This window comes from Luteibacter aegosomaticola (genome assembly GCF_023078475.1).
In the GTDB taxonomy this organism is placed as follows: Bacteria; Pseudomonadota; Gammaproteobacteria; order Xanthomonadales; family Rhodanobacteraceae; genus Luteibacter; species Luteibacter aegosomaticola.
In genome coordinates this window covers 4628542-4640688 of record NZ_CP095741.1, presented here as the reverse complement: position 1 = coordinate 4640688, position 12147 = coordinate 4628542, and the positions used below count along the sequence as shown (strand labels likewise).

Here is a 12147-nt window from a genome sequence, read left to right as displayed (position 1 = left end):
GCAGCCCCCATCGCGGGCAAGCTCGCTCCTACAGAGAATCGCTCCAGATGGCTACGCGGATGTAGGCCTGGGCGGACATACGTATCGAAGCGAAATCGTTGAAATGGACCCTCCTCAACCAAGGAGCCACAACGATGCTTCGTACCACTCTCGCTGCACTGTTCCTCACCGCCTCGGCATCCGCTTTCGCCCAGGTCCCCTCCGTCGATCGCTTTGTCGACGCCACCGACTGGCCCGTTTCCGAAGCGGGCATGGATCGGTTCTTCGAAGCCGAGGCAAGGCTCAATGCCGGCTTCGATAATATTTGCGGCGATACCTTCTGCGAAGGTGACTTCGCCAACCTGCGCCCGATGCAGCTGCGCTGCTCGGTCGAAGCAGCCAAGGGCACGCTCAAGCAGTGCCTGTGGTCCTTCGCCGGCAGCCATGCCACGGTGAACCACCGCACGGGCGCTGTCCAGATCACCGCCAAGACGTTCAAGTGCAAGATCCTCCTGGCGAAGGACACCCCGGTGGAGTCGTTCTACGAACTCATCAAGGGTGAGGATCCGCTGCACGCCAATCTGCCGATGACCAACGTCTCCATCTACGACGGCCTCCCGGGCTGCCTCATCTAAACATGCATCCATCCCCGTGAAAGGTGGGGTGGATGTGTGGGGGCCCGGCCCGTTGGGAAACGCCCCGGCGCCTGGATCAAACGGCTCGCCGCCAGACCTCTGGCGGCGATGTCGCGTGAGTGGTCTTCTCGCTCCACCCCAAACGGAGCGACCCCATGAAATCCTTTCCCTTGATGGCCGCGCTGGCCCTTGTCTCTTCGCCGGCATTTGCCGCCGATGGTGCGAAGGCTGATATCGAGAAGGTGGTCAGCCAGTTCCAGGGTGCGTTGAAGACGCATGATGGCAAGGCGCTGGCTTCGCTGTTCACGCCCGAATGCTCGTGGGTCGAAGCGCTGGGCGCGGAAAGCCTGGTCAAGGTGAAGGCCAAGAAGCCCGACGCAGGCCCCTATCACACCAGCACCCCGGCCAAGTTCGTCGACTTCGTGGCCAACAGCAAGGATCCGCTCGAGGAGCGCTTCCATGATGTGCGCATCGAGACCGATGGCACCGTCGGTATCGTGTACTTCGATTTCGACTTCCTTTTGAATGGCAAGATCCAGAACCACGGTGCCGAAACCTGGCAGATGGTGCGCACCGATGATGGCTGGAAGATCGCCGCCATGCTTTACTCGTCGAACTTCTGACGAGCTGGCGGGGGAGCCATGCGTATCGACCGCAGCGTCACGCTATCGCCGGCCATGGCCTGGGTGGCGGGGCTCCCCATCCTTGGCTGCATGATGATCATGAGCCTGCCCGCGCTCTCGAATGAGCGCGTGCTGGTTTTCCGGCTCTTCTACGCGCTGGCCTATCTGTTCTGGATCGTGCCGCTGGGCTGGCTGCAACGCCGGCTCTGGCGGCGTGGCGCGGGCTGGTGGGCCATGGCGGGCGTGCTGTTGCCCGTGTCCTACGCCATGTCCGTCGCGAACGCGCTGTTCGCCCTGTATTTCCTCGCCAGCGAAACCATGCGCGCCCAGGCGGGCATGGCCTGGGTATTTGGCGGACTCGACGGATGCTGGCTGGCACTGATCGCCTTCTGCGGGTTCCAGGCGATCGTGCTGCACCGCGCCGCGCTCGAGCGCGAAGGCCAGCGTTTGCGCGAAGCCGCGCAGGCGGCGCGCGATGCTGAATTGCGCGCCTTGCGCTACCAGCTGCAGCCGCATTTCCTGTTCAATACGCTCAACGCCATCTCCGCGCTGGTGCAGGATGACCGCCGCCGCGATGCGACGCGGATGATCGCCCGTCTCGGCGACTTCCTGCGCACCACGCTCGAGGATGCCCCGGAGCATGAACACACGGTGGCAGACGAGATCGCCCTGACCGCGGCCTATCTCGATATCGAGAAGGCGCGGCTCGGCGAACGGCTGCGCGTAGAGACGTATACGGCGCCCGGCACGCTGGAGGCCCGGGTGCCCTACCTGCTGCTGCAACCGCTGGTGGAGAACGCCGTACGTCACGGCATCGCGCCGCGTTCCGCTCCTGGCACCATCGCCATGCGCTTCGAACGGGATGCGCGTGACCTCCGTGTCACCGTCGAGAATGATGTGCTCGGGCTGGCGGAGGGCGCGGGCAGGGTGGGCCTGGCGAATGTACGTGCGAGGCTGGAGGCTCTGTATCCGGATAACCACCAGCTCATCACGGGGCTGGAACAAGGCCGCTGGGTGGTACGGATCAGCGTGCCGTGGGTCGCCGCGGTGCCGGCGATGGAAGCCGTCGCATGATTCGCGTGGCGGTCATCGACGACGAGCCGCTGGCACGGAGTGGCGTGATCGCGCGCTTGCGTGGCGAAGCCGATATGCGTGTCGTCGAGGAGTGCGCGGATGGACACGGGCTGGCAGCGCTGCGTCGCGAGCATGTGGACGTGGCCATCCTCGACGTGCAGATGCCGGGACTCGGTGGGCTGGAGGGGCTGGCGGCGATTCCTCGTGACGAACGCCCGCTCGCGGTACTACTGACCGCGCACGACAGCTTCGCCGTGCGCGCGTTCGAACTCGAGGCGGTCGATTACCTCCTGAAGCCGCTCGACGATGAACGTTTCGGCGAAGCGATGGACCGTGTGCGGCGAAAGCTGGGTGGCGAGCAGCGCCAAGCCATGGCGGAGCGCTTCGCGATCCGCGTGGGCACGCGTCTCTCGTTCGTGGACGTGAACGCCGTGACCTGGATCGAAGCCGATGGCGACTACGCGGCGTTGCACGCGGAGGGCCAGCGCCACCTGCTGCGTGAATCCCTGCACGAACTCTCGCGGAAACTCGACCCGCAACGATTCCTGCGCGTGCATCGCTCGGCCATCGTCCGCGTCGACCAGGTCGTGGAGATGCAGCCACGGCCCAACCGCGACGCGGTCCTTCGCCTGCGCGACGGCACGACGCTGCGTGCCAGCCGCACCTACATCGACGCGCTCATGGCTGCGCTGCACCGCGTGGCGTAGCCTCGGCCATCGGCAGGTCGGTATCCGACCAGCCGCCGCCCACGGCGCGGATGAGGCTCGCACTTGCGAGCAGGCGGTCGCGGCGGACCTGTAGGGCCGATTGCGCGTTCGAAAGCGCCGTCGCCTGGGCGGTCACTACCGTCGTGTAATCCACCGTGCCGGCCTGGTACTCGTTGCGGGCCACCGTTTCGGCCTGGCGGGCGAGGCGCAGCGCCTCGTCCTGGGCCACGGCCTGGTCGCCGAGCACGCGTAACGTGGAGAGTTCATCCTCGACATCCTGAAATGCCGCCAGCACGGTCTGCCGGTAGTTCGCCACGCTCTGGTCATAACCTGCACGCGCCGCCGCGACATCTGCCGAGCGTGCGCCGCCATCGATGAGCGTCTCACTGGCCGACGCGGCCAGAGACCAGATCGCATTGCTGGCGCTGAACAGCTTGCCCAGCCCGGAGTAACCGGCTTCGCCCGTCAGGGTGAGGCTTGGATACCACGCCGCCTGGGCCACGCCGATCAGGGCGTTTTGCTGCTGCATCGTGCGCTCGGCTTCGGCGATATCCGGACGCCGCTGCAACAACGTCGACGGCAGTACGCCAGGCACCTCAGGCAGCGAGATATCCAGCGGCTGCACCGCGATCGTGAGTTCCGACGGGGGCTTGCCGATGAGCAGCGCGATGGCGTGCTCGTACTGCGCACGCAACTGGCCCGTGGCGATGGCAGAGGCACGGGCGGTGGCCAGCTGGGTCTGCGCGGTGATCACGTCCGCGCGCGACACGGTGCCAGCCGTGTACTGGTTCTGGGTAATCGTGAGGCTACGCTCGTACGCCTTGGTCGTTTCATCGAGTAGCTGGGCGAGCGAATCCTGGTAGCGCAGGTCCAGGTAATCCGTCACCAGCTCAGCCTGCGCAGAGAGCGTCAGGTCGGCCAGTTCGGCGGCGCTCGCTTGCGCCGCGGCCTTGTCGCTCTCGACCTGGCGGCGCACCTTGCCCCACAGATCCGGCTCCCACGTGCCGCTGAGTTCCACGGCACGGGTCGAACGTGTCGTTGTGGCGCCGGTCGTGCTGCTTCCCGTGCGCTGGCGTGTCGCCGACGGCGCGAGCGATACCGTGGGCGAATAGCCCGAACGGGCCTCGGCGACCACGGCCGTCGCCTGCCGATACGCGGCCTCGTAGGCCTTCAGGTTCTGGTTGTTCACGGCCACCTGGGCCACGAGATCATCGAGCGTCTTGTCGCCGTAGACCTCCCACCAGGCGCCACGTGGCACGCCATCGCCCGGCTGGGCCGCCTGCCAGCCCTGCGGCGCCTCCTTGAACGAAGCGGCCACGGGCGCGGAAGGGCGCACGTAATCGGGGCCAGCGGCGCAGGCGGTGAGGGCGGCGGCGAGCGCGCCGAGTGAGAGGGAGCGGATCAGCGTGTTCATGCGGTGGTTTCCGGTAGGGCGGTGCCGGGGAACACCCGGTGCCAGAAGCCCTTCGAGCGGTGGCGGGCGCGGTCGATGTACAGGTAGACGACAGGCGTGGTGTAAAGCGTCAGCAGCTGGCTGAGCACCAGGCCGCCGATGATGGAAATGCCCAGTGGCCGGCGCAGCTCCGCCCCCATGCCATGGTCGAGCACGAGCGGGAGTGCGCCCAGCAGCGCCGCGCAGGTGGTCATGAGGATCGGGCGGAAGCGCAGAAGGCACGCGCGCTCAATGGCTTCGAAGGGTGAAAGCCCGTCGCGGCGCTCGGCCTCCAGCGCGAAATCCACCATCATGATCGCGTTCTTCTTCACGATACCGATCAGCAGGAACACGCCAATAAGGGCGATGACGCTGAACTCCGTGTTTGTCAGCAGGAGGGCGAGCACGGCACCCACGCCGGCCGATGGCAGGGTGGAGAGAATCGTGAGCGGATGCACGTAGCTCTCGTACAGCACGCCGAGCACGGCATACACCGCGAGGAGCGCCGCGCAGATCAGCAACGGCATGGTGGCGATGATCGATTGCGAGCGGCCCGCCGTACCGCTGAACGAACCGCGGATCGACACCGGCATATGGATCGCCTGCGTGGCCTGGTCGATCGCCGCCGTTGCGTCTTCGAGCTTCGCGCCAGGGGCGAGGTTGAACGAGATCGTGGTGGCCACGGCCTGGCCCTGATGGGCGACCTGCACCGGCGTGTGTGCCGACGTGAGCTTGGCGAAGGCGGTGAGCGGCACCATGGTGCTCGCATCCGTGCTCACGGCGGCGCCGCTCGACGTCCCGCCGCTGGTGGAAATGCTGTTGGTGGCAGCGTTGGTCACCGAGGCGCTGGTGGTCGACGACGTGGCGGACGAAACGGTATTCGACGTGGCGTTGGTCGATGCCGTGCCATTGGCCTTCTCGCCCGAGGCACTCACGTAGATACCCCGCACGGACGAAGGGTCTTGCAGGTACTGCGGAGCCAGCTCCATCACCACGTGGTACTGGTTCTGCGCCTTGTAGATCGTCGACACGGTGCGTTCGCCGAAGGCATCGTAGAGCGTGGCATCGATGATGTCCGGGCTGAGCCCAAGCCGCGCGATGGTCGGGCGGTCGAGTTCGAGTTTGGTCTCCAGGCCACCGGTCTGCTGGTCTGAGTTCACATCAGCCAGCACCTTGCTCTTCTTCAGCTCATCCAGCAGCTTCGCGGACCAGCTGCGTAGCAGCGTGCTGTCGTCCGATTGCAGGGTGTACTGGAACTGCGCGAAGCTCTGCCGGCCACCGATGGACAGATCCTGCATCGGGAACATCATCAGCTGCGCGCCGGGGATCTTCGCCAGCTTCGGACGCAGCCGTGCCATCACGTCGAAGGCAGAGACGTTGCGCTCATCGAGCGGCTTCAGCGTGACATGGACCATTGCCGTGTTGGTGCCACGGCCACCGGTGAAGCCGAGCACGCTTTCCACCGCAGGGTCGGCTTGCACGATGGACTGTGCCTGGGTCAGCTTCTTCTTCATGGCCTGGAACGAGGTGCTCTCGTCCGCGTTGATGCCCCCCATCATCACGCCCGTATCCTGCTGCGGGAACAGGGTCTTCGGCACCACGATGAAGAGCGCCACGGTGGCGGCGATGGTGAGCAGGAACGTCATCAGGACCGGGAAGGGGTTCGCAAGCGCGCGGTGAAGGGTGCGTGCGTAGAGGTTGTACACGCCATCGATGGCGCCGCCCACGAAGCGCGACACGCGGCCGGGTTCCTTGTGTGGCCGGTCGCGCAAAAGCAACGAGCAAAGCATCGGGGTTGTGGTCAAGGCCAGCACCAGCGACAGCCCGATCGATACGGTAAGCACCATGGCGAATTCGCGAAACAGCCGGCCCACGACGTCACCCAGCATGACGATGGGCAGGAACACGGCCACCAGCGACAGGCTCATCGAGAGCACGGTGAAACCGACCTCGCTGGCGCCCTGCAGGGCGGCCTTCACGCGGGGCACCCCGGCCTCGCGGTGCCGGGTGATGTTTTCCAGCACTACGATCGCGTCGTCGACCACAAATCCCGTGGCGATCGTCAGCGCCATCAGCGAGAGGTTATCCAGCGTGTACCCGCACAGGCGCATGATCCCGAACGTGCCGAGGATCGACACGGGCACGGCGACCGCGGGGATGAGCGTGGAGCGCCAGTCGCGCAGGAAGGCGAGTACCACGAGCACCACGAGCACGACCGCGACGATCAGGGTCAGCTCGGTATGGCCAAGCGACGCGCGAATGGTGCTGCTGCGGTCGGTGGAGATCGCGAGCTTCGTGCCTTGCGGCAGTGCGGCTTCAAGCTGCGGCAGCACGGCGCGGATGTGGTCCACGGTATCGACGATGTTGCCGCCCGGCTGCTTGTAGATGAAGACCAGGATGCCGTGCTGGCCGTTGACCAGGCCCTCGTTGCGCAGGCTTTCCACCGAGTCGTCCACCTCGGCGACATCGGACAGGTGCACGGGCCGGCCGTTACGCCAGGCCACTACGAGGTCGCGGTAGTCGCTGGCTTCCGTCGCCTGGTCGTTGGCATAGAGCTGGTAGCGGACGCTGCCGTCGTTGACGACGCCCTTGGCGCTGTCCGCGTTGGCGGCGGAAAGTGCGGCGCGCACGTCTTCCAGGCCGAGCCCGTACTTGAAGACCTTGCCGGGGTTCAGCTCCACGCGCACCGCGGGCAACGAGCCGCCGTTGAGGTCCACGTTGCCGACGCCCTGCACCTGCAACAGGCGCTGCTCCAGGATGTTCGACGCCTTGTCGTAGAGCTGCCCCGGCGTGAGCTGGCTCGAGGTCATCGACAGGATCATGATCGGCGCATCGGCCGGGTTGAACTTGCGGTAGGTGGGATTCGAACGCAGGGAGGCTGGCAGGTCGGCGCGCGCGCCATTGATCGCGGCCTCGACGTCGCGCGCCGCGCCTTCGATATCGCGATCGAGCCCGAACTGCATGATGATGCTGGAGGTGCCCGTGCTGCTCGTCGAGGTCATCTCCGTGACGTCGGCGATCTGGCCCAGGCGGCGCTCCAGCGGCGCGGCGACGGTCGCGGCCATGGTTTCCGCGCTCGCACCGGCCATCTGCGCCTGCACGCGGATGGTCGGGAAATCCACGTTGGGCAGCGGCGCCACGGGCAGGAAACGGAATGCGATGGCACCCGCCACGGCGATGGCCGCGGTGAGCAGCAGCGTACCGACCGGGCGGCGGATGAAGAGCGCGCTCAGGTTCATGCGCCGCCCTCAGCCGGATCGAGCACGTACCCGCGCTCGCGCAGCTTGCGCGCGCCCATGTCGAGCACCAGGTACACCGCCGGCGTCGTGAACAGCGTCAGCAGCTGGCTGACCAACAGGCCGCCGATCATCGCGACGCCCAGCGGGTGACGCAGTTCCGAGCCGCTGCCGTGGCCGAGGGCGAGCGGCACGGCGGAGATCAGTGCCGCCATGGTGGTCATGAGGATCGGCCGCAGGCGCAACAGGCACGCCTTGTGGATCGCCTCGCGCGGGCTCAGTCCTTCTTCGCGCTCGGCACCCAGGGCAAAATCGATCATCATGATCGCGTTCTTCTTCACGATGCCGATCAGCAGCACCAGGCCGATGATGCCGATGATGTCGAGCCCGGACCCCGTGATTTCCATGGCCAGCAGGGCGCCGATACCCGCGGAAGGCAACGTGGAAAGGATGGTGAGCGGGTGGATGAAGCTCTCATAGAGCACGCCGAGCACCACGTACATCACCAGCACCGCGGCCAGCACCAGCCACAGCTCGTTCGACAGCGAGGACTGGAACGCATCCAGTTCGCCCTGGAAATTCACGCCGAAGCTCTCGGGCAGCGCGATCGCCTTCTGCGCGGCGTGCACGGCATCGACCGCACTGCCGAGCGAGGCGCCCGGCGCGAGGTTGAACGAGATCGTCGTGGCCGGGAACTGGGCGAGGTGACCGATCTGGATGGGCTTATGGTCCACCACCACTTTCGCGATTGCGGACAAGGGCACCTGGCCACTATCGGCGGTCGAAGACGGCAGATAGATCGAATCCAGCGTACTCAGGCCGCGGTTGCCCGCCGGGTCCATCTCCAGGATCACCCGCATCTGGCTCGACTGGGTAAACACGGTGCTGACGATGCGCTGGCCGAAGTTGTCGTACAGCGCGTTATCGATCGTTGCGAGCGTGATGCCGAAGCGCGCGGCACTGGCACGGTCGACCTGGATGGTGGCGGCGAGGCCGTTATCCTTCAGATCGCTGGTGACGTCCGTCAGCACATCGGACTTACGCAGCTCGGTCAGCAGCTTCGGCGTCCATGTGGAAAGCTCCGACTGGGTCGGGTTGGACAGGATGAACTGGTACTGCGTGGCACTCACCTGGGTATCCACGGTGAGATCCTGCACCGGCTGCATGTACAGCGTGATGCCGGTGACGTCGTGCGTCTCGTCCTGCAGGCGGCGGATCACGTCGGCGATCGGCGTGCTGCGCTCGCCCTTCGGCTTCAGGTTGATCTGGAAACGGCCGGAGTTCAGCGTGGCGTTGGTGCCATCCACGCCGATGAACGACGACAGGCTCACCACGTCCGGATCCTTGAGCACGGCCTCGGCCAGCGCCACCTGGCGCTTGCGCATGTCGGCGTACGAGATCGACTGGCTGGCCTGGGTGATGCCCTGGATCACCGCCGTATCCTGGCTGGGGAAGAAGCCCTTCGGCACCACGACGTAAAGCAGGGCGGTGAACAGGATCGAACCCAGTGCCACGCCCAGGGTGATCCACTTGTGATCGAGCGCGACCGTTAGCAGGCGGTCGTAGACGCCGGTGATGCGATCGAACCAGCTGGCCTTGCGCGGCGGAGCCTCGATGGCGGCCTGCGGTACCGGATGGTGGCGCAGCAGGCGGGCGCACAGCATGGGCACGAGGGTGAGCGAGACCACCGCGGAAATCACGATGGTGACGGCCAAGGTCACGGCGAACTCGAAGAACAGGCGGCCGATCACGTCGCTCATGAAGAACAGCGGGATGAGCACGGCCAGCAGCGACACGGTCAGCGAGATGATGGTGAAACCGATCTCGCCCGAGCCCTTCAGCGCGGCGTCCAGGGGCCGCATGCCCTGTTCGATGTAGCGGCTGATGTTTTCAATGACCACGATCGCGTCGTCGACCACGAAGCCGGTGGCGATGGTCAGCGCCATCAGCGAGAGGTTATCGAGGCTGAAACCCCACAGGTACATCGCGGCGAACGTGCCCACGAGCGAGAGCGGCACGGAAAGGCTCGGGATGATCGTGGCGCGCACATTGCGCAGGAACAGGAAGATCACCAGCACGACCAGGCCCACGGCCAGGGCCAGCTCGAACTCCACGTCCTCCACCGAGGCGCGGATGGTATTGGTGCGGTCGGTCAGCACCGCGACGTGCACCGACGACGGCAGGTTCGCTTCCCACTGTGGTAGCGACGCCTTGATCGCATCGACCACCTTGATCACGTTGGCGCCCGACTGGCGCTGCACGTTCAGGATGATCGCGGGCGTGGTGTTCATCCAGGCGCCGAGTTCTTCGTTCTCCGCACCCTGGACCACCGTAGCGACGTCGCGCAGGTGCACGGGGCGGCCGTTCTTGTACGCGATGACGGTGTCGAGGTAGTCGGTCGGGTCCTGGATCTGGTCGTTCGCATCGATCGTATAGGCGCGCGCGGGCCCATCCACCGTGCCCTTGGGCGTATTGACGTTGATATTGTCCAGCGTCGTACGAAGGTCATCGATGTTCAGCCCATACGCGGACATCGCACGGATGTTCGCGCGGACGCGGATCGCCGGCTTGTTGCCGCCGCTCAGCGTCACCAGGCCCACGCCTGCCATCTGCGAGATCTTCTGCGCGATGCGCTGGTCGGCCAGCGTTTGGACCTGGGTGAGGGGCAGGGTGGGCGAGGTGATCGCCAGGGTCATGATCGGCGCGTCGGCCGGATTGACCTTGGCATAAACCGGTGGCGCGGGCAGGTCGGACGGGAGCAGGTTGCTCGCGGCATTGATCGCCGCTTGCACTTCCTGTTCCGCGAGATCCAGCGACACATCCATGTCGAACTGCAGCGTGACCACCGAGGCGCCGGACGATGAGTTCGACGACATCTGTTTCAGGCCGGCCATGGTGCCGAGCTGTTCTTCGAGCGGCGCGGTGACGGCGGAGGTCATCACATCCGGGCTCGCACCCGGGTAGAACGTCTGCACCTGGATGGTGGCGTATTCCACCGACGGCAGCGCGGAAAGCGGCAGGAAGCGCCATGCGACGATGCCGACGACCAGCAGGGCCGCCATCAGCAGCGTGGTCGCTACCGGGCGGAGGATGAAGAGGCGCGACGGATTCATGGGGCCGCCGATGCCGTGGCCTTCGCGTGGCCCCGGTGCTTACCGGCGGCATGGTCTGCTCCGCCCGCGTCGGTTGCGGTGGCGGCACCCGGCACGGTCACCTTGGCGCCATCACTGAGATGGTCGGCACCGTCCACCACCACCACATCCCCAGCGGCCAGCCCGGCCGTTACAGCCACACGGCCACCGGCAGAAGGACCGAGCGTGACCTTGCGCAGCGCGACGGTGTGGTCGCTGTTGAGCTGGTACACGAAGGTACCCGGCGAACCGGTCTGCACGGCGGTGCTCGGGATGGTGACCGCGCCATGCAGCGTGCGCACGAGCAGCGTGGCGTTGACGAACTGGTTCGGGAACAGCGTGCCCTTGGGGTTATCGAACAGCGCACGCAGCTTCACGGTACCGGTGGAGGTATCCACCTGGTTGTCGATGGTGTCGAGCGTGCCGCTGGAGAGCTGCGTGGTGAACGTGCGATCCCATGCGCCGACGCTGCGTGGCTTTCCGTCGTCGCTGGGTACGAGCACCTGTTCGAGGTCGTCTTCGGGGAGGGTGAAGACCACGGAGATCGGGTCGGTCTGGGTCACCACCGCGACGCCGTCGGTATCGGAGGCCGTGACGTAGTTGCCCACGTCGACCTGGCGCAGGCCGACGCGGCCATCGATCGGCGAGACGATGCGCGCATAGGTGAGGTTGAGCTTTTCGCTATCGACCTGGGCCTGGTCGGTGCGCACCGTGCCTTCGTACTGGTGGACGGTGGCCAGCGCGGTATCGACCGTCTGCTTCGAGGTGGAATCCTGTGCGGCCAGCTGCTGGTAGCGCTTGTAGTCGAGCCGCGCGTTCTCGAGCAGGGCCTGGTCGCGCTGCAACTGGCCCTGGTACTGCGCCAACGCCACTTCGTACGGGCGCGGATCGACCTGGGCGAGCACGTCACCCTTCTTCACCACCTGGCCTTCCTTGAAAGGGATGGCGGTGAGGTAGCCACTGATCTGTGACTTCACCGTGGCGGTGGCGAGGGAGGTCACCGTGCCCAGCGCGTTGAGCGTGACCGGGATATCGCCCGTGGTCGCGGTGGCCACGCCGACCGACGTGCTGGCCTGTCGGCCGCCGTTCTTCTGAGCCGTGTTGCTCCAGGGGGCGCGCCAGATGAGCAGGGCGCCAAGGGCGGCGACCACCAGCAACAGCCAGGGCCAGATGCGGCGTGGGTGGCGGGCAGGTGCGGGGGAGGGGGAGGCTTGCGTGGGCATGGGGGGCGACATAACCGGGGACGATGTCGGCAAGGTGCGCCACGCGTGCGGGAGCGTCAATGTAAGTTGTTGATATTGATGCTAAAGGACACACTGTGTCAGTTTCG

General features: G+C 66.0%; 8 protein-coding genes. 4 read left to right on the top strand and 4 right to left on the bottom strand.

All coding sequences use genetic code 11. The features are described from left to right. Nucleotides 1–134 precede the first annotated feature (134 nt). From L2Y96_RS20870 to L2Y96_RS20855, 4 genes are all read left to right on the top strand, one after another. Nucleotides 135–614 carry a hypothetical protein gene (locus L2Y96_RS20870; protein ID WP_247330111.1) on the top strand — a complete coding sequence of 160 codons (480 nt, stop codon included), beginning with the start codon at nt 135–137 and terminating at the stop codon, nt 612–614. A gap of 155 nt (nt 615–769) precedes the next feature. Then, nucleotides 770–1237 carry a YybH family protein gene (locus L2Y96_RS20865; RefSeq protein ID WP_247330110.1) on the top strand — a complete coding sequence of 156 codons (468 nt, stop codon included), beginning with the start codon at nt 770–772 and terminating at the stop codon, nt 1235–1237. A gap of 18 nt (nt 1238–1255) precedes the next feature. After that, complete coding sequence (locus L2Y96_RS20860; RefSeq protein WP_247330108.1) at nt 1256–2311, top strand: sensor histidine kinase; 1056 nt, start codon at nt 1256–1258, stop codon at nt 2309–2311. Then, the gene (locus L2Y96_RS20855) at nt 2308–3018 is read left to right on the top strand and encodes a LytR/AlgR family response regulator transcription factor (RefSeq protein WP_247330106.1); all 711 of its coding nucleotides are present in this window, start codon (nt 2308–2310) and stop codon (nt 3016–3018) included. Before L2Y96_RS20860 ends, L2Y96_RS20855 begins: the two co-directional genes overlap by 4 nt. On the opposite strand, the gene L2Y96_RS20850 is transcribed toward L2Y96_RS20855, so the two are convergent. Genes L2Y96_RS20850 through L2Y96_RS20835 form a run of 4 tightly spaced genes read right to left on the bottom strand, consistent with a single transcriptional unit; the run spans nt 2990 to nt 12040 of the window. Further along, nucleotides 2990–4432, bottom strand: coding sequence for an efflux transporter outer membrane subunit (locus tag L2Y96_RS20850; RefSeq protein WP_247330104.1), 1443 nt, complete (start codon nt 4430–4432; stop codon nt 2990–2992). The genes L2Y96_RS20855 and L2Y96_RS20850 overlap by 29 nt on opposite strands. After that, nucleotides 4429–7689: an efflux RND transporter permease subunit gene (locus L2Y96_RS20845; RefSeq protein ID WP_247330102.1), complete on the bottom strand. Its 3261-nt coding sequence runs from the start codon at nt 7687–7689 to the stop codon at nt 4429–4431. Before L2Y96_RS20845 ends, L2Y96_RS20850 begins: the two co-directional genes overlap by 4 nt. Further along, the gene (locus tag L2Y96_RS20840; protein ID WP_247330100.1) at nt 7686–10799 is read right to left on the bottom strand and encodes a multidrug efflux RND transporter permease subunit; all 3114 of its coding nucleotides are present in this window, start codon (nt 10797–10799) and stop codon (nt 7686–7688) included. The genes L2Y96_RS20845 and L2Y96_RS20840 overlap by 4 nt, the downstream gene beginning before the upstream one ends. Beyond that, a complete protein-coding gene (locus tag L2Y96_RS20835; protein WP_247330099.1) occupies nt 10796–12040 on the bottom strand; it encodes an MdtA/MuxA family multidrug efflux RND transporter periplasmic adaptor subunit in 1245 nt (414 codons plus the stop codon). Before L2Y96_RS20835 ends, L2Y96_RS20840 begins: the two co-directional genes overlap by 4 nt. Between the last annotated feature and the right edge of the window lie 107 nt (nt 12041–12147).

What these genes read in the sequence shown, in the direction of transcription:
- L2Y96_RS20870 (WP_247330111.1), top strand. Translation starts at nt 135, where the DNA reads ATGCTTCGTACCACTCTCGCTGCACTGTTCCTCACCGCCTCGGCATCC.
- L2Y96_RS20865 (WP_247330110.1), top strand. Translation starts at nt 770, where the DNA reads ATGAAATCCTTTCCCTTGATGGCCGCGCTGGCCCTTGTCTCTTCGCCG.
- L2Y96_RS20860 (WP_247330108.1), top strand. Translation starts at nt 1,256, where the DNA reads ATGCGTATCGACCGCAGCGTCACGCTATCGCCGGCCATGGCCTGGGTG.
- L2Y96_RS20855 (WP_247330106.1), top strand. Translation starts at nt 2,308, where the DNA reads ATGATTCGCGTGGCGGTCATCGACGACGAGCCGCTGGCACGGAGTGGC.
- L2Y96_RS20850 (WP_247330104.1), bottom strand. Translation starts at nt 4,432, where the DNA reads ATGAACACGCTGATCCGCTCCCTCTCACTCGGCGCGCTCGCCGCCGCC.
- L2Y96_RS20845 (WP_247330102.1), bottom strand. Translation starts at nt 7,689, where the DNA reads ATGAACCTGAGCGCGCTCTTCATCCGCCGCCCGGTCGGTACGCTGCTG.
- L2Y96_RS20840 (WP_247330100.1), bottom strand. Translation starts at nt 10,799, where the DNA reads ATGAATCCGTCGCGCCTCTTCATCCTCCGCCCGGTAGCGACCACGCTG.
- L2Y96_RS20835 (WP_247330099.1), bottom strand. Translation starts at nt 12,040, where the DNA reads ATGCCCACGCAAGCCTCCCCCTCCCCCGCACCTGCCCGCCACCCACGC.